The organism is Hyphomonas sediminis, from assembly GCF_019679475.1.
Classification (GTDB): domain Bacteria; phylum Pseudomonadota; class Alphaproteobacteria; order Caulobacterales; family Hyphomonadaceae; genus Hyphomonas; species Hyphomonas sediminis.
Genome location: NZ_JAIEZP010000001.1, coordinates 441,512 through 458,542 on the forward strand (window position 1 = coordinate 441,512; position 17,031 = coordinate 458,542).

Genomic DNA, 17,031 nt, shown 5'->3' on the forward strand with positions numbered 1-17,031 from the left:
CCTGCCCTAAAGCGGGGTCTGCGCCATCCGGCGCGCTCGCCGGACCACCAGCCAGATAAGGATCAAGGGCGGGATGGCCGCCAGCGGGCTGAAGGCAAAGTAGAGCGCGAACCCGCCCATCGATGAGCCGGCCACACTTTGCAACAGCGTGACGCCGAGGCCCGCAAAGCCGCCGAGGAAACCGCTGAGCAGCGACATCAGGGAAGAGAGCAGCGCAAACTGCGCGGCAGTGGCCACCGGATTGGTGAGCCGGCTGGCCCAGGCGACGATGGACGCCATGGCGAGGCCGCCGCTGAAGCCTTCAACGACCGTGATGCCCGCCCAGATGACCTTCGAGCCGCCCGACAGCGCGAGAATGCAGAAGCCAAGATTGGAGAGCCCTGCAAGGCCAACGCCCACGGCCATGGCCGCCAGCGTGCCATAGCGCAGGCCGATCAGACCGGCGGCGACGACACCGCCCAGCGTTGCGGGAAAGCCGATTGCGGTGCGCATGCCGGCGATCTCGGCAGTGGAGAAACCCAGATCGATATAGAGCGGACCGACCATCGGCACGATCAGGCCATCGGGCAGGAAAAAGAGCGCAATCAACGGCAGGAAGATGTAAAGGCCAGTGCCGTGGTCCTGCCAGAATACCTTCAGGGGGCGGATGAGCGCGGCGCCGACAGAGCCAAGGCCTGTGAGGGGCGCAAAGTCGCGCGGCTTGGCCGGCTCGCGCGCCAGCAACAAGGCTGACAGCCCGGCAATGCCGCCAAGCGAGGCAAAAGCATACGCCGCCTGCCAGCCGATAATGCCGGAAGCGGCAAGGATGGGCACGTTGCCGAGGAAATAGCCCGAGCGGAGGCCGAGGATATAGGCCGAGGCCATGAGATCCTGTTCCTCATCGCGCGCGCTTTCGATGCGCCAGGCGTCCACGGCAATATCCTGCGTGGCGGCGGCAAAGGAGGTGAGCATCGCAAAGCCGGCGAAGACGGCGAGCCCGCCTGAGGGCCCGGCGAAGGCCATGCCCAGTGTGCCGATCGTTACGAAGATCTGCCCAAGGAGCATCCAGGAGCGGCGATGGCCCAGCAGCCTGCCGATGACCGGAAGCCTGATCCAGTCAACAAAGGGCGCCCAGAGGAACTTCGCCGAGACGAAGATGCCGACCCAGGCCATGAAGCCGATGGCGGTGAGCGCGACGCCTTCCTGGCGCAGCCAATAGCCAAGCGTGACCCCCACCATGACAGGCGGCATACCCGTGGCGATGCCAAAGACCATCGCAATGGCGACTTTCGGCTGGCGGAGTGATCCCAGAACCTCGCGCAGCCCGGCGCTCGGCCGGACAGGCTCGTCCTGGCCGGTCACAATGTCGGCCATACTTCCTCCCTGAACGCGTTATCTGCCCTCCCGCCTCATTGCCGGGCGGGTTCAGAGTGGGCAGATCAGGCGCGCTGGGCAGATAGTGTCAGGCAGGGGCAACCCCGGCAACCTTAAATCACGGAGCTGTGACCAGGCCTTCGAGGAGGCTGGCGTCGCCCGCAAGGTCGCGGACCATGACGCGGGAGGGGTCCTGGGGCCCTGGGAATGTCAGCCGGTTCTTCGGCGTGACGGTGAAGCCGACCTTGCCGAACAGGCTGAAGGCGCCGATCAGCACGGCGGCGGGCCAGCCGGCATCCTTGCCGGCTTCAAGCGCGGCTTCTGTAATCTTCAGGCTGAGGAAGTTGCCGCGATAGGCCGGATCGACCGCCACCGGGCCGTAGAACAGCGCCGGCATGCGCGCCGGGCCAACCACCAACGGCCAGACGCGGCAAACGCCGATCACCTTGTCGTCTTCCACCGCGACGCGGTTTATCTCCGGCAGGGAGCGCGAATATTCGCGCAGACGCTCTGCCGTCTTGGCAAAGTGGCCGGGACCGAAGGTGCGGTCGAAGAGAGCTTCGATCGCTTCGGCATGCAGAGCTGGGTTTTCGGGCACAATCTCGATCATGGCGGCGCGCTCTAGGGCGCAATTGCCCCCCTCGCAAGCATTGATGTGTGAAGGCCCCTGCCCGGCTCTGTTTACACAGGCCGGAAGACGGCGTCGGGATCTGACAGCAGCGTGTAGGCGACGTGTGCTTTCAGGGCCTCAGTGACAGTTGCCGGCTCTCCCGCCAGCGCCTTGGGATCGATCGCCTCCCCAAAGGTCATCTGGAACTTCGAGCCGCGCTTGTTCAGCAGCTCATTGAAGAGGGTAATGTCGCGCAGCTCGTTGGAGAGGTCGCAGAAGAGATAGTAGAGGGCCGAATTGCGGGCATCGAGGTTCAGAGGGATGACCGGAGCGGCCTGTTTGCGGGCAAGGCCGGCGACCGTGGGGAACCAGTCCTTCTCGATCATCCGCCCATCCTGCTTCAGAGCGAGGCGGCCGGAGGGAAAAATGACGACGCATTTTTCTTCCGCGAAGGCGGCTGCGGCGCGTTTCAGGGTTTCGCGCGTCTTGGCGGGGGAGCGCTTTTCCTGCACCCATTCGACCGGGATGATCACATCCTCAAAGCGCGGGTTGACCCGGATCGCGTCCGCATTGGCGAAAAACACGATGTCGTCGCGCTTTTTCTTGAGCACATCCCAGACCGCAACGCCGTCAGCCAGGCCCGTCGGGTGATTCGCAGCGACGATGCAGCGGCCCTTCTCCGGAAGGCGGTCCAGCCGGTTAATCGAAATATCGAAGGCAAGCTGGCGCGAAAGACGGTCAAAACTCTCCCGGCCTGAAAGCTGGATGAGTTCATCCGCCATTTTCCGGGCCTTGCCGTAACCAAGAATGGAATAGAGCAGCGGCCGGGCCAGCGGCCAGGCGGGACTGGCCCGCAGGCGGGGGCAGCGCTCCTCGATCAGCACGTCGACAATATGCGCGTCATCCCGCTCTGTTTCCGGGAGGAAGGCAGCCATGCCTGTTGTGGCCACAGGCTTTGCGGCAGAATCATCTGTCATATGCGGCGACCGGCCTTCCACCCTTAATAGTTAAGCCGAAAAGAATACGACCGGGCGCAAAAAACTGGAAGACTGGCCCCACATTCCCTTAGGGACACCCCCTAAATCCGTAGGAATTTCAATACTTCGGAAAGTTTCGCTTTACCAAGACGCAAGACGCGCATGGCATTGTGAACGTCAGACGGGCGGCGGCTTAACACCTCTGGCCCAGCAAGCAGTCAAACTTTCAACGGGGTTCTAGTTCATGAAAGTGCTTTGGGTCGAAGATCACGAACCGGTGCGTACGATGCTGACGCATGCTGCCGACAAGGCCGCGCGCGCCCGTATTCCGGTCGATCTCGTAATGGCGGAGGGCCTGCTGGCCGCCGAGCGCCGCCTGCGCCTTGAGCGCTTTGATCTCGTGATCGTTGACCTGCAGCTGCCGGAAACCGGCGATGATGTGGATATGGCCGTGGCGCGCATTGCCAATATGGGCAAGCATCGCATTGCGGTCTCCTCTTCCCGGCCAGAGCGCGACGATGTTGTTGCCTCCGCCGTGCGTTGCGGGGCCAATATCCATCCTGTCGCCGTGTTCAAGGCTGGCCTGAACTTCAACCGGTTTATCCAGCGCCCGGAGTCCTTCGAGGATTTCCTGCTGGAACTGATGCCGGCTGCCGGCGCCCGCAGCACGGCCAGCCGCGCGGCCTGATAAAAGCGCCCGGCGCTTGCCCCCTACGCCATCCAGTTGCTAAGCCGCCCGGAGGCGCTCCGGGCGGTTTTCAGTTTTTGAGGAAAAGACAGACGCATGCCAGACATCTTTTCCTATCCTGCCTCGCTGACGTTGATCGTTCTCAACGTGTTTGCGAGCCTGATTGCCTTCCGCAACCAGGCTTTCAACGAACAGAACATCCTGTGGGTCGGCCCGATGCAGGAGGCAGGCGAATGGCATCGCCTGATCAGCTCCGGCTTCCTGCATGTGAATGGGCCGCACCTGGTCCTGAACATGTATGGCCTCTTCATGTTCGGCCCGGTGATCGAGCACTATCTGGGCGGCGTGAACTTCCTCATCATCTACATTGCCTCCCTGATCGGGGGCAGCGTGTGGGCCTATGTGTGGAACAAGAACAATCCGCAATATCGCGCTGCGGGCGCCTCAGGCGCGCTTTCCGGCATCATCCTTGCCTTCTGCCTGATCGATCCGTTCTCTGTGCTGCTGTTCCTGTTCGTCATTCCGATGTGGGGCATCGTGTTCGGCATTGCCTTCGTGGTGCTGAGCTATGTGTTCTCCCAGCGCGCCAACCGCGTGATCGGGCATGAAGCCCATCTTGGCGGCGCAGTGACAGGCATTGTCACGACGCTGCTGGTAGCGCCGCAGGTGTGGACGCATTTCCTGCTGCAGATCTCGCAGAAATTCGGCTGAGATCGGGGCGGCAGATGGGCGGTGTGCGCGCAAAGTATGAGGCGAAGGTGACCAGCGGCGCGCTGGCGACAGACCCGGCGCAGGCTGAGGCCGCCGCATTGCTGGACGGATTGGCCCAGCGCCTGGCGCGCCAGCCAAAGCCCGGCCTTTTTTCAAAGCCGGAGCCGGTGACCGGGCTTTACCTCTGGGGCGGGGTTGGCCGGGGCAAATCCATGCTGATGGACCTGTTCTTCGGCGAGGCCGTGACACGCCCCAAACGCCGCGTGCACTTCCACGAATTCATGGCCGAAGTGCATGAGCGCCTCGGCGCCTGGCGCAAGATGACCGACCAGGAGAAGAAGCGCTCCGAATGGCGGGTGAAGTCTGCCGGTGACGACCCGATCCCGCCAGTGGCCAAGCAGATTGCAGCTGAAGCCAAGTTGCTGTGCTTCGACGAGTTCCAGGTAACGCAGATTGCAGACGCCATGATCCTTGGGCGACTGTTTGACCAGCTGTTCCAGCGCGGCGTGACGGTGGTGGCCACCTCCAATCGCCACCCGGATGATCTCTACAAGGACGGCATCAACCGGCAGCTTTTCCTGCCCTTCATTGCCGAGCTGAAATCGCGCTGCCAGGTGATGCAGCTGGTCTCCGCGCGTGATTACCGGCTGGACCGGCTGGTGGAAGCGCCGGTCTGGTATGCGCCGCTGGACGCGGGCAGCGCCGCTGCGCTGGACCGGGCCTGGGACCGGCTGACGCTGGGCGCCGAGGCGCAACACTGCACACTGACGGTCAAGGGACGGAAGCTGGAGGTGAACCGCGAGGCCGCAGGCGTCGCCCGCTTTACCTTTGACGAGCTGTGCGCCCGCCCACTCGGCCCACTCGACTATCTGATGATTGCGGGCACATTCCACACAATCATCCTTGAGGGTATCCCCCTGCTCTCGCCGGAGAAGCGCAATGAGGCGATGCGGTTCGTCAGCCTGATCGATGCGCTTTATGAGGCAAAAGTGAAACTGGTGGCGAGCGCGGAGGCCGAGCCCGGCGCGCTTTATCCGCAAGGCGACGGCGCTTTCGAGTTTGAGCGCACGGCCAGCCGCCTGTTCGAAATGCGGTCCAAGGACTATCTTGGCCAGGAGCGGAAAGATGTGGATCTCTCCGGCGCGGCGGCCAAGTAGAGGCGTATTGGGACGCATAGGTACATTTCCGGAGGCTGAAGCCGGATGCTTGCACCGGCTGATCCTGCTCCTACATGACAGTCAGGTAAGGCGGGCCGCCCGGCCCCGGACCTGCGACAACACGAAGATGTGACACTGGCCGGAATACCGCGCCGGCCCCTCTTCCATATGCTTGCCTCAATTCCTATTTATGCATCTGCGCGATGAGTGAATTGCGCGCGCCCGGTGAGGACGCCGCCGCTTAGCGGGGCTAAAACTCCGGGTGAGCTCTGAGGAAAAGGGAAGGTTGCCGGCAAGACGGGACCAGACCCGAAAAGGAGGAATGAACATGGCCAACACGACCGCAAGAAGCAGTTCCGTTGCCCTCAGCCCCGAACAGGGCCTGAGCCGCTATCTCAGCGAAATCCGCAAGTTCCCGATGCTCGAGAAGAACGAGGAATTCATGCTGGCGCGCCGGTGGCGCGAACATGAAGACACCGACGCTGCCGAGAAGATGGTGACCTCCCACCTGCGCCTCGTGGCGAAGATCGCCATGGGCTATCGCGGCTACGGCCTGCCGATGGCTGAAGTGATCTCCGAGGGCAATGTGGGCCTGATGCAGGCCGTCAAGAAATTCGACCCGGACAAGGGCTTCCGCCTCGCCACCTATGCGATGTGGTGGATCCGCGCAGCCATCCAGGAATACATCCTGCGCAGCTGGAGCCTCGTCAAACTCGGCACCACCGCCGCCCAGAAGAAGCTGTTCTTCAACCTGCGCCGCCTGAAAGGCGAAATCCAGGCGCTAGACGACGGCGACCTGAAGCCGGAACAAGCCCGCCTGATCGCCGAAAAGCTGAACGTCACCGAGGAGGAAGTCTACTCGATGAACGGCCGCATGAGCGGCTCGGACGCTTCGCTGAACGTGCCGATGGGCCAGGACGGCGACATGGAGTGGCAGGACTGGCTGGCTGATGACGAGCCTGGCACGGCGGAGACCTTCGCCAACCGCCAGGAACTCGACGCCCGGATGGAACTGCTGACCCAGGCGATGGAAGACCTCTCCGAACGGGAACGCCACATCCTGACCGAGCGCCGCCTGATCGACGAGCCCAAGACGCTCGAAGAGCTGTCCGAGCAGTATAATGTCAGCCGGGAACGCATCCGCCAGATCGAGGTGCGCGCCTTCGAAAAGCTCCAGAAAGCCATGAAGCGCATGGCCAAGGAGCAAGGCATGCCAGTCGGCGCATGACAGAAAATTGAGGGAACACCTGCCGTGTTTGCGGGTTAAAGACCCGCAATAACGAAAGGAGGCGCACCATGTCTCTCAAGACCCTTACCTTCATGCTGGCCGGAGCCATGGGCACCGGTTTGGCCGCCTATGCGGACCCGCCGCACAATCGCGGTTACGACCTGCCGCCCGGCCTTGCCAAACAGGGCAAGATCCCGCCGGGCCATGCCAAGAAGATCTGGGGCAAAGGCCAGTATCTTCCGGTCGAATACCGTGAGGTCTATGTGCGCGACTGGCGCGATTATGATCTGCGCGAGCCGCCGCGCGGCTATCGCTGGGTGCATGTCGATCAGGATGCCTATCTGGTCGAGATCGCCAGCGGCCTGATCGCCGATGTGCTGGTCGACGCCCTGCTGAACTAACACGGCATTTCTTTGAATGGGCCCGCGGGAGCAAGCCTCTCGCGGGCCTTTCTTATTTGAGGGCCAGACACGGAACTTCCGGCACATCTCGGCGTTGGTCGCCAGAAGATGTGAAGGGGAAGCCCGTGTTCATGAGGGTCGTGATCGTATTGCTGGCGAGCGCCATGGGGGCAGGCTCCTGCGCCATTGCCCAGACGCCCGCTGGGTGCGCGTAGACCGGGGCGCGTATCGCGTCAGGGCGGAGGATGGCTATATCGCTGAAGCGATTTTCGGACTGCCATCGAACTGAGCCGTTTCGCGCCGCTTGACCGCGCACGGATTTACGCCCCTAACGCACGCAGGCTTTTAACCGGACCAGGCCGTTGCCCCGTACGTTTGCGATCACTCCCATTTCAGACCCGGCAGACCCGAGGGTCGACGCCTATACCTCCATCCGCGAGCGCGACCTGACCAATGGGCATGGCGGGCGTTTCATTGCCGAAGGCAAGGTGACGCTGGAGATCCTGCTGCGGCGCGGGCGGTTCGAGGTGGAAAGCCTGTTCCTGTGCGAAACACGGCTGGAACCGCTCGCCGGAATGCTGGCGCTGGTGCCCGAAGGTGTACCGGTCTATGTGGCGCCCCAGGGCGTGATGGACGCGGTGGCGGGCTTTCCGATACATCGCGGCGTGCTCGCCTGCGGGCGCAAGGGCGCGGCGCGCACGCCGCAGGATGTTCTGCCTAAGGATGGACCTTCCACGGCGCTGCTGCTGTCAGAGCTTTCCAATCACGACAATGTGGGCGCGTGTTTCCGCAATGCGGCGGCCTTTGGCGCGAGCGCCGTGTTGCTGGACGCGCCGTCCTGCGACCCGCTTTACCGGAAGGCGATCCGTGTTTCGGCGGGCGCGGCGCTGTGGCTGCCCTTTGCTCATGGCGGCACGGGCGCGGGCCTGATCGAAGCGGCAGAAGCGACTGGACATGAAGTCTGGGCGCTGACCCCGCGCGCGGACGCCGCCCCCCTTCCCGCGCTGAAAGTACCTGACCACGTTGCGCTGCTGATGGGCGCCGAAGGCCCCGGCCTGCCGGCAGACATGATCGCGCGGGCGCGGCCAGTGCGCATTCCGATGACGGACGGGTTTGACAGCGTGAACGTGGCGACGGCGGCGGCGATAGCGCTGGCACATGTGTTTGCGGCGCGGGGCAGCTAGATAGCCCGCCATCCTTCGACTTCGCTCAGGATGAGCTCAGCAGCGGCGCGCCCCACAAGCAAAGCGCAGGCTCAGCAACAGCCGTGAGCAATTCAAATCAGAAAACCCGCGGCCGCTCGTTGCGGTCCACGTGCAGTCCGCACTCGGTCTTTTCCCGGCCGACCCAGCGACCCGAACGCGGATCATTGGGATCAGCGGCGGGCTGCGTGCAGGGCCAGCAGCCGATGGAGGGATAGCCCTGCGCGACCAGCGGGTGGCGCGGCAGGTTTCTCTGCTCGAGGTAGAGATCGACATCCGCCTGCGTCCAGCTGGCGAGCGGGTTCACCTTGTAGCGGCCATCTGCGTATTCAAATACGGGCAGGTTCATGCGGGCGCCGCCATGGAAGCGTTTGCGGCCCGTGATCCAGGCACCGAATCCTTCCAGCGCAGGCTCAAGCGGACGCACTTTGCGCAGGCCGCAGCAGGCGTCCGCGTCGGTTTTCCAGAGCATGTTCTTGGGATCGAGCACTTTGCGCTCGGTCTCGTTCGGCGCAATCGTGCGCACGCCGGTCAGGCCGAGGCGGTCGATCACCTCGTCCTTATAGTCCAGCGTCTGCGGGAAATGCATGCCCGTATCGATGAAGAGGATCGGCAACGAGGGATCAACTTCGGAAATGAGGGAGAGCATCACGACGCTTTCGGCGCCAAAGCTCGACACGTAGGTCAGTTGGCCCGGCCATTCCCGGATGATCGCCGCGCGCAGCACGGTCTGGGCCGAGGCCTGGCGCAGCTCGCCATTGAGGCGTGCCAGCCGGTCTTTCGGCTCTTCGATCGTTTCAGTTTCAAAGGCCATGGGCCGGGCTTTCGTCAGATGTTGCGTCTGCGGAAGGCCGGAACGGCAGCATCAGCGGCGGGCTGGTAAACGACGCTGTATTCGCCCAGGGCTTCCAGCACCTCAGATAGGCCAGCGCGTCGTGTCTCGTAAGCATCGAACCCTGAACGGTTCATGTAGAATATCTGATCCCTAAGCACATGACCGACCGCGCGCAGCTCGCCGGTAAACTGGAAACGTCGGCGCAGGAGCTGGGCATGGCTGTAGCCGCGCCCGTCAGTGTATTTTGGAAAATCGATCTCAATCAGCGACAGCTCGCTCAGGAACGGCTCCAGATCCTCGACATTGTCTGCCGGTTCCAGCCGCACGCCATCGGGCAGCGGGCCGTTCTCCCGCCCCTGCTTCAGGCTGAGGAAACGAGCGAGCGATACAGAAAACCTGCCATTTTCGGGCAACACCGCGCCGTCGGGCACGAAAGTCCAATCGTTGGCGATCTCGGCGCCGTTCTTAATCAGCGGCATAGAGCGCCTCCTGGAAGGGCTGGTGGCCAAGGCGTTCCAGCGTGTCGATGAACTTCTCGTCCTTGGATGTGCGGTTGGCGCGGTAATATTCCACCACGCGGTGGATGGCGCCGGGCACTTCTTCAGCCTTCAGGCCGGGGCCGACGATATTGCCGAGCGCGGCTTTCTCGTCTGCGCGGCCACCGAGAAGGATCTGGTAGAATTCCTCGCCCTTCTTGTCGACGCCGAGGATCCCGATATGGCCGACATGATGGTGGCCACAGGCATTGATACAGCCTGACACATTGATATGCAGGCGGCCGATGTCTTCCTCATAGGCGGGGTCCGCGAACAGCTTGGAAACCTCAAGCGACACCGGAATTGAACGGGCGTTCGCAAGGTTGCAATAGTCGAGGCCGGGGCAGACGATCATGTCCGTGATACGGCTTTCATTTGCCGTGCTGAGGCCAGCAGCGTCCAGCGCGGCATAGATTTCCGGCAGATCGTCCAGCGCCACATGCGGCAGGATCAGGTTCTGCGCATGGCTGACGCGGATGTCGCCATGGCCGAACTTCTCGGCGAGGTCGGCGACCAGCTCCATCTGCGTGTCGGTCGCGTCGCCGGGCGCTACGCCCTGCGGTTTCAGGCTGACCGTGACGGAGGCGTAGCCGGGCGTCTTGTGCGGATGCAGGTTCACGCGCGTCCAGCGGGCAAAGGCCGGGTCTGCAGTCTTCGCCGCTTCGAGGCGTTGGGAAACAGCGGGTTTCCCTGCCAGCTCTGGCGGGGTGAAATAGGCGTGAATGCGCGCAATTTCTTCTGGGGACAGATCGATTTTCTCATGCGGGCGCTGGGCCGCATACTCTTCTTCGACCTGGCGGATGTATTCGGCTTCGCCCAGCTCGGTGACGAGGATCTTGATGCGCGCCTTGTACTTGTTATCGCGGCGGCCATAGCGGTTATAAACCCGCATGATGGCTTCGAGATAATCGAGGATCTGGTTTTCCGGCACGAAGGGATTGACCAGCGTGGCGATGACAGGCGTGCGCCCCTGCCCGCCGCCAACCCAGACTTCAAAGCCGACCACGCCATCCTTCTGGCGAATGTGGAGGCCCACATCATGCACACGGATGGCGGCGCGGTCATGCTCGGCAGCGGTCACGGCAATCTTGAACTTGCGCGGCAGGGCGGCAAACTCCGGATGAAACGTGCTCCACTGGCGGATGATCTCACACCAGGGGCGCGGGTCGAGCAGCTCATCCTGCGCGGCGCCGGAGAAATGATCCGTGGTCGTATTGCGGATACAGTTGCCCGAGGTCTGGATGGCGTGCATCTCCACCTCAGCCAGCTTTTCCAGCACGTCCGGAATGTCTTTCAGCGCCACCCAGTTGAACTGGATATTCTGGCGCGTGGTGAAATGGCCAAAGCCCCGGTCATAATCGCGCGCGACTTCCGCAAGGCGGCGCAGCTGGCGCGGAGAAAGCTGGCCATAGGGAATGGCAATGCGCAGCATATAGGCGTGAAGCTGGAGATAGACGCCGTTCTGCAGGCGCAGCGGCTTGAACTCATCTTCCAGCAGCGCGCCAGACAGGCGGCGGGCCACCTGCCCTCGAAACTGGGCGACACGCTCAGCAACGATGCGGGCGTCGAACTCATCATAGCGATACATCAGGCAAGCTCCTGCGCATGGGGAATACCCAGCGCATCTTCAGTTCTATGCACCCAGTCTGCGACAGACGGATAAAGGCGAATATCAAAACCACCCTCATGCGCAACGCGCGTGTAGGCGACGAGGGCGATGTCAGCGATCGACAGGCTGTCTCCGGCAAACCAGCTGCGCCCGGTGAGGCGCTGATCCATCACGCCGAGCGCATTATTGCCGCGCACCAGAAGGGCGGGGTCGATCTCGGTGTCGGATTTCTTGAGGTAATGCTTTTGGAAGCGGCGCACGGCGATGGCCGTTTCATGCGAATACTGTTCCCAGAACAGCCAGCCAAAAGCCTCTGCGCGCGCGAAACTATCCGCCGGAATGAGGCGGGAGCCTTCGGCAAGATAGAGCATGATGGCGTTGGACTGCGGCAGCACGCGGCCATCTTCCCAGCGCGCCACGGGCACCTGCCCGGCCGGGTTGATCGCCAGGAAATCGGGGGTGCGGGTCTCCCCTTTCACCACATCGACATTTACCCACGTATACGGAATGCCGAGAAGATCGGCCGTCCATTTCGGCTTGAGGCAGTTTCCGGAAACGGGATCGCCATAAAGGGTGAACCCGCCAAGCGAGAGCGCTGGCATCAGGCGGTTTCCTGTTCTCGCTCTGACGGCTCTGCTGCCCCGCGCGAGAAGTGCGCGCGCAGGGATTCGCGCAGCATTTCCCGGCCCGTGATGGCGCCATCTGGCGTCACTTCCATGAAATAGGGATCTGTCACCTGGCCTTCCTGTTTCAGGGCTGTTGCAAGCGCGGCTTCTGCCGCGTCACCCGCGAATACGCCAAGCAGGGAGATATTTTCCGTCCACGTCTTATCAGCCTTCAGCCAGACGGCGCGACCGGTCGCCGTGTCCCAGGCGGTGACGGATTTGGGGGTTTCCGGTTTCAGTTTCGGGCGAACGGAGGTCATGCGGCAGACTCCTCGATTTTCAGCGGGTGGGAAGCGGCGCCAAACCATGGCTGACCGGAGGCTTCAGAAAGAATGGAGGCAATGCGGCCCTGCTCTGCAGGCAGGCCGGCCACTTCGCCGATGATCAGCAAGGCCGGGCCAAGAATGCCTTCTTCCTCGACCAGGAAAGGCAGTTCGGCCAGCGTGCCGAAGACGCGCAGCTCATCAGCGCGCGTACCGTTTTCGATAACGGCGACGGGGGTTTTCCCATCCCGGCCAGCGGCGACCAGCTTCTCGGCAATGGCCGGGGCGGTATCAACGCCCATGAACACGACGACGGTCTGCGCCGGACGCGCCAGCGCGTCCCAGTCCAGGTCGGGCACCCCGCCCTCCTTGGCATGGCCGGTCACGAAGGTCAGCGTCTGGGCATGGTCCCGGTGGGTGAGCGGAATGCCGGCAGAGGCCGCGCAGCCGAGCGCAGACGAAATGCCCGGCACGACATAGGCCTCAATGCCTTCGGCGCGAACCGCTTCCAGCTCCTCGCCGCCGCGGCCGAAGATGAAGGGGTCGCCCCCTTTGAGACGCACGACGCGCAGGCCTTCGCGGGCCGAGGCCACAAGGCGGGCCTGAATCTCCGCCTGCGGAACAGAATGATCGCCCTTTGACTTGCCGACCGGCACGCGCGCCGCGTCCCGGCGGATGAGGGAAAGAATATCGCCGCTGACGAGGCGGTCATAATACACCACATCAGCTTCCTGGATGAGGCGCAGGGCCTTGAGCGTCAGGAGTTCCGGATCACCGGGGCCAGCGCCGACGATATGCACCACGCCGCGCGCGCGCCCGGCCAGTCGGGCCTGCTGGCGCAGAAGGGTTTCGGCGCGGTCCAGATCGCCTGCATAAGCAGCTTCGGCCGCCGGACCGGAGAGCGCGCGCTCCCAATAGCGGCGGCGGGCGGTCTTGTCGGGAATGGCATCGACCACAAAGCCGCGCAGGCTGCGGGCGAGGCCGGCCAGATCGCCAATGCGCTGAGGCAGCAGCGCTTCAAGCTTGGCACGGATGGACTTTGCAATCACGGGCGAGGCGCCGCCTGTGCCGATGGCGGCAACAATCTCGCCCCGGTCGAGGATCGAGGGAACCGTGAAATCGCAATCTTCCGGCTGGTCGACGACATTCACCGGTATGCCGCGCGCACGCACTTCATCAAGCGCTGCGGCCCGAAGCGCAACGTCTTCCTCGGCGATGATCGCCAGCCGCGCGCCCAGCAAGGCCGCGCCAACATCGGCGCGCGCAAACGTCTCCGTCCACGCAAATTCAGCCGCCAGTGCCGCGTCCGCAAAGCCGCCAATCAGGGCGACATCCGCGCCAGACCCGGCAAACAGGCGCAGCTTGCGCGCGGCTTCCTCGCCACCCCCGAAAACGGCGATGCGGGCGCCTTCGAGATTGAAGAAGGCCGGAAACTGGCGCATGGGCGCAAACTCTCTTGTTAGGGACACTACACGAAGAACCACACAAAACCTGCTTGACGGCGCTGCAGCAACGGGCAACCCCTACAGCGATCATTTAGAGAAACTATCGATGAGCGATTCCAACGACCGCCTGCCCCCGCTAAACGCCCTGCGTGCCTTTGAGGCGGCGGCGCGGCGCCTGTCCTTCACTCAGGCGGCCGAGGAACTGAATGTCACGCCGGGCGCCATCTCGCAACAGATCCGCCAGCTGGAAGACTTTGCCGGGACCCCGCTTTTCAAGCGAACGGGCCGTTCCGTTCTACTGACCGACGCCGCGCAGGCGAGCCTGCCGCTGGTGCGCGACGCATTCGAAAAGATCTCAGAAGCCGGCCGCGTGATGCAGGCCCCTGCCCGCAAAGGCCGGGTGATGATCTCGTCTGCGCCCTCTTTCGCCGCCAAATGGCTGGCGCCGCGGCTGGAAAGCTTCCACCGCGCCAATGAGGGCATCGAAGCCTGGATCTCGGCAGACATGTCGCTGACCGACTTCAATACCGCCGATGCCGATATCGCGATCCGCTATGGCCGGGGCAATTATGAAGGCCTGAAATCCGAGAAGCTGCTCGACGAAATGGTCCTGCCGGTCTGCTCGCCGCGCCTGCTGGAAGGGCCCGACGCCATCCGCAAGCCGGAAGACCTGCGCAACCACACACTGCTCCACGATGAAAGCTCCGAGAACGACCCCTCCTGCCCCGACTGGGCAAGCTGGCTGCGTGCCCACGGCGTCAACGGCGTCGATGGGACACGCGGGCCCCGCTTCAACCAGGGAATCCTCGTAATCGAATCCGCCGCCGCTGGGCGCGGCGTTGCTCTCGCCAAACAAGCGATTGCATCCGCTGATCTTGAAGCTGGCCGTCTCGTCGCGCCGTTTGCAAACGGATCGATCCCGATCGATTTCGGCTATTGGCTGGTCTGGCCGAAGGGCCGTCACCTTTCGAGCGATGTGCGCGCCTTCATCAAATGGATCAAGGACGAGGCGATGAACAGCGAGGTGGTTGGCGTCTGACCGGCTGCCCCTTGCCCGCACTGCTTCAGAGCGCGGCATCCAGCAGCAGATAAGCCGCCAGGCGCGGGCTCGCATTGCGGCTCGTGCTTTGGGTCTGCTCCAACGCGGCCAACGCGTCCGTCCGCTCGAACTTTACAAAGTGCTTGGCCATTTCCGACAGCCGAGGATCGCCGCGCAGGCGCTGCACCACCCGGTCGAACTGCTTACCGCCCTGCTCGATCGTCGCGGCGTGGCGATCCTGCTCGCCCCGGCGGGCAGCGTCCGCGATACGGCGCTTGGACTTCGGCTTGAACACATCCGACAACGGAATGCCCGATGACTGCAGGCGGTCGATCACGGCATCGGCAATGGACTCCCGGTCCGCCTGCGGCGGCGCATGGTCCTTGCTGATATCGGAAATGATTTCGCGCCAGGGCGCCGGGCCGCCATTCGGCGCCTGACCATTTCCATTGCCGACACTGAGGCTGCCATTGATGGCAGTGTGGCCATTGGCGCTGCCATTCGGCGCGGGCTGGTAGTCACTGGCGCGGCGGCGCGGATGCTCCGGCGGCTGATCGTCATGCCGGCGGCGAAGGGTCGCTTGCGGCGGCTCCGGATCGCGCGGCGCGGGCGCAGCCGGCGTGCGGCCAAACACCATAGGCTCGTCGTCGAGCAGATCGTGCTCATTGCCCACAGACCGCGCCGCCGCGATCATCGCGTCGGCACTCGCCTCGAAGAGGTCGTCATCCATGTTCTGCCGGGGCGCGGGCGCAGCCGGCGGGTTCGCCGCGCTAGTCCCATAGGCCGAAGGCCGGGCCTGGCTTGGCCCGCTCTGGAAGGGTTGTGCCTGTGGCTGCGGCGCAGAAATTGGTGTGCGGACAGTTGGCGGCGTCAAAGGCGCCGCCGCAGCAGCAGACCCAGCCGGCATATAAGGCCCGGCCAGCCGGTCGAGCGCTTCACTTTCAAGCCGCGCAGCAAGGCCAGCAGCGCGCAGGGCGTAGGCCGCCTGCTCGCCCGTTTCGCGCAGCTTCGTCAGCGCGCGGTTTGCTTCATCGGCGGCCGCGCGGGTCGCGGCATTGATCTCGGCATTCGCCTGACGCGCGCCATCAATGGCAGAGGATACCGCATTCTTCAGCGCGTCGCCGGTCGTTGCGGCGGCGGCGGCGGCCACTTCGCTGGCGCGCACGGCAGCGTCCACCGTGCGGCGGGAATGCTCAAGCTTGTCCTCGACGCGGCTGATCGAGAAGGTCAGCGCGTCCGTGCGGCCCGACGCATCGCGCGCCATCTCGTCGAGCGAAACCATCCGGCGGCTGAGGTCATCGCCCGCTTGCTGCATGGCGATCAGGCGCTGCTCCAGCGCGGCGTCGGCCTTGCCAACTTCGTCGCTCGCGGTGCGGGCGGCAGAGACCATCAGCTGGGCCTGGCGCGGGATCGCCTCGTTCATGGCGGCCACCTGAGTACGCAGGTCGCGGGCGAGCGATTCCAGCGCGTGGCGTTCTTCGCTCAACCGCTCGGCCAGGTCGCGTGCATTGTCGGCGGCGGCATAGGAAACCGATTCCAAACGCAGGCGCTCGTCGCCGATTTCGCCAGCCATTGCCTTCATTGCCGACAGCGCATGGGCCATCGCCGTGTCGATCTCGGAGGCGGATTGTTTCATCTGTTCGGCAAAGGTGATGCCTTCGCTGCCGGCTTCGCGGGCCGGCGCCATCAGGCGGGCGGCCGCAGCCAGAACCAGCGCATTGGCCGCTGCGGCGCGGTGGCTGGCGCGCGCCATGTATCCAGCGGCAACCATCAGGATGGCGGGGATCAGCGCGCCGATACCAACTGCGGCAACAAGCGCAGGATGATACTGGCTGGCTAAACTGATGCCGCCGAGCCCGATGAAAGCTGCCGCAAGTCCACCAAGCCACAGAAGGGCGGAGACAAAAGCGAGGCCAACCATCCAGCCGCCGCTGTGCTGGGCTGCTTCAAAATTCTGCGATGCCTCGTGACGGACGAGGTCGTCCCGGCCTGACCGGCGCGCAGAGGGAGCATCTGTCATGATATGTGTATAACCCGCATTGCGGGTTCCTGCGAGTGCTGATTGCACGGCGTCAGAGCGCTAACACCCTGATTTTTCGAGTCAGGGCAGGACCGACCGGATTACCGATGCGTCACGCTGACCTTCCGGCGCCTTCTCGGGCGCCTGCGGCGCAAATTCCAGACCCAGGATCGCGAAGATCGCTGCCAGCACCACATTGCGGATGAGGATCAGAAAGTTGGTCATGGTCGGTCATTCCGGATAGGGATGAAGGGCCAGATCGCCCAGATTGAGGGTAAATACCAGAAATATG

18 protein-coding genes are annotated in these 17,031 nt (G+C 63.6%); 7 read left to right on the forward strand and 11 right to left on the reverse strand.

The features are described 5' to 3' along the window. Window positions 1-6 precede the first annotated feature (6 nt). From K1X12_RS02165 to K1X12_RS02175, 3 genes are all read right to left on the reverse strand, one after another. Window positions 7-1,353: an MFS transporter gene (locus K1X12_RS02165; RefSeq protein ID WP_220986001.1), complete on the reverse strand. Its 1,347-nt coding sequence runs from the start codon at window positions 1,351-1,353 to the stop codon at window positions 7-9. A 118-nt stretch (window positions 1,354-1,471) separates the two neighbouring features. Next, complete coding sequence (locus K1X12_RS02170; RefSeq protein WP_220986002.1) at window positions 1,472-1,963, reverse strand: GNAT family N-acetyltransferase; 492 nt, start codon at window positions 1,961-1,963, stop codon at window positions 1,472-1,474. A gap of 71 nt (window positions 1,964-2,034) precedes the next feature. Continuing rightward, window positions 2,035-2,940, reverse strand: coding sequence for a GNAT family N-acetyltransferase (locus tag K1X12_RS02175; protein ID WP_220986003.1), 906 nt, complete (start codon window positions 2,938-2,940; stop codon window positions 2,035-2,037). A gap of 244 nt (window positions 2,941-3,184) precedes the next feature. On the opposite strand from K1X12_RS02175, the gene K1X12_RS02180 reads away from it, so the two are divergent. The 6 genes from K1X12_RS02180 (at window position 3,185) to K1X12_RS02205 (ending at window position 8,309) form a co-directional block, all read left to right on the forward strand. After that, a complete protein-coding gene (locus K1X12_RS02180) occupies window positions 3,185-3,628 on the forward strand; it encodes a response regulator (protein ID WP_220986004.1) in 444 nt (147 codons plus the stop codon). A 96-nt stretch (window positions 3,629-3,724) separates the two neighbouring features. Further along, window positions 3,725-4,339 (forward strand): rhomboid family intramembrane serine protease, encoded by a 615-nt coding sequence (locus K1X12_RS02185; RefSeq protein ID WP_220986005.1) that lies wholly within the window; start codon window positions 3,725-3,727, stop codon window positions 4,337-4,339. Between the two features lie 14 nt (window positions 4,340-4,353). Beyond that, window positions 4,354-5,496, forward strand: a complete 1,143-nt coding sequence (gene zapE / locus K1X12_RS02190) for a cell division protein ZapE (protein ID WP_220986006.1) — start codon at window positions 4,354-4,356, stop codon at window positions 5,494-5,496. 328 nt (window positions 5,497-5,824) lie between these two features. Beyond that, window positions 5,825-6,724 (forward strand): RNA polymerase sigma factor RpoH, encoded by a 900-nt coding sequence (gene rpoH, locus K1X12_RS02195; protein ID WP_220986007.1) that lies wholly within the window; start codon window positions 5,825-5,827, stop codon window positions 6,722-6,724. A 68-nt stretch (window positions 6,725-6,792) separates the two neighbouring features. Then, on the forward strand, window positions 6,793-7,125 hold the full coding sequence (locus tag K1X12_RS02200; protein ID WP_220986008.1) for an RcnB family protein: 333 nt from the start codon (window positions 6,793-6,795) through the stop codon (window positions 7,123-7,125). Between the two features lie 362 nt (window positions 7,126-7,487). Continuing rightward, the gene (locus K1X12_RS02205) at window positions 7,488-8,309 is read left to right on the forward strand and encodes a TrmH family RNA methyltransferase (RefSeq protein ID WP_225907839.1); all 822 of its coding nucleotides are present in this window, start codon (window positions 7,488-7,490) and stop codon (window positions 8,307-8,309) included. A gap of 97 nt (window positions 8,310-8,406) precedes the next feature. On the opposite strand, the gene K1X12_RS02210 is transcribed toward K1X12_RS02205, so the two are convergent. Genes K1X12_RS02210 through cysG form a run of 6 tightly spaced genes read right to left on the reverse strand, consistent with a single transcriptional unit; the run spans window position 8,407 to window position 13,677 of the window. Then, window positions 8,407-9,141, reverse strand: coding sequence for a phosphoadenylyl-sulfate reductase (locus K1X12_RS02210; protein ID WP_220986009.1), 735 nt, complete (start codon window positions 9,139-9,141; stop codon window positions 8,407-8,409). A 14-nt stretch (window positions 9,142-9,155) separates the two neighbouring features. Then, window positions 9,156-9,641, reverse strand: a complete 486-nt coding sequence (locus K1X12_RS02215) for a DUF934 domain-containing protein (RefSeq protein ID WP_220986010.1) — start codon at window positions 9,639-9,641, stop codon at window positions 9,156-9,158. Continuing rightward, a complete protein-coding gene (locus K1X12_RS02220) occupies window positions 9,628-11,286 on the reverse strand; it encodes a nitrite/sulfite reductase (RefSeq protein WP_220986011.1) in 1,659 nt (552 codons plus the stop codon). The genes K1X12_RS02215 and K1X12_RS02220 overlap by 14 nt, the downstream gene beginning before the upstream one ends. Further along, window positions 11,286-11,909 carry a glutathione S-transferase family protein gene (locus K1X12_RS02225; protein ID WP_220986012.1) on the reverse strand — a complete coding sequence of 208 codons (624 nt, stop codon included), beginning with the start codon at window positions 11,907-11,909 and terminating at the stop codon, window positions 11,286-11,288. Before K1X12_RS02225 ends, K1X12_RS02220 begins: the two co-directional genes overlap by 1 nt. Next, complete coding sequence (locus K1X12_RS02230; RefSeq protein WP_220986013.1) at window positions 11,909-12,232, reverse strand: DUF2849 domain-containing protein; 324 nt, start codon at window positions 12,230-12,232, stop codon at window positions 11,909-11,911. Before K1X12_RS02230 ends, K1X12_RS02225 begins: the two co-directional genes overlap by 1 nt. Beyond that, window positions 12,229-13,677 carry a siroheme synthase CysG gene (gene cysG, locus K1X12_RS02235; protein ID WP_220986014.1) on the reverse strand — a complete coding sequence of 483 codons (1,449 nt, stop codon included), beginning with the start codon at window positions 13,675-13,677 and terminating at the stop codon, window positions 12,229-12,231. Before cysG ends, K1X12_RS02230 begins: the two co-directional genes overlap by 4 nt. Window positions 13,678-13,786: 109 nt before the next feature. On the opposite strand from cysG, the gene gcvA reads away from it, so the two are divergent. Beyond that, complete coding sequence (gene gcvA / locus K1X12_RS02240) at window positions 13,787-14,719, forward strand: transcriptional regulator GcvA (protein WP_220986015.1); 933 nt, start codon at window positions 13,787-13,789, stop codon at window positions 14,717-14,719. A 25-nt stretch (window positions 14,720-14,744) separates the two neighbouring features. Here the strand turns inward: gcvA and K1X12_RS02245 are convergent, their stop codons facing one another. Beyond that, on the reverse strand, window positions 14,745-16,739 hold the full coding sequence (locus K1X12_RS02245) for a hypothetical protein (RefSeq protein ID WP_220986016.1): 1,995 nt from the start codon (window positions 16,737-16,739) through the stop codon (window positions 14,745-14,747). 81 nt (window positions 16,740-16,820) lie between these two features. Then, window positions 16,821-16,964, reverse strand: coding sequence for a hypothetical protein (locus K1X12_RS02250; protein ID WP_220986017.1), 144 nt, complete (start codon window positions 16,962-16,964; stop codon window positions 16,821-16,823). Window positions 16,965-17,031: the final 67 nt, after the last annotated feature.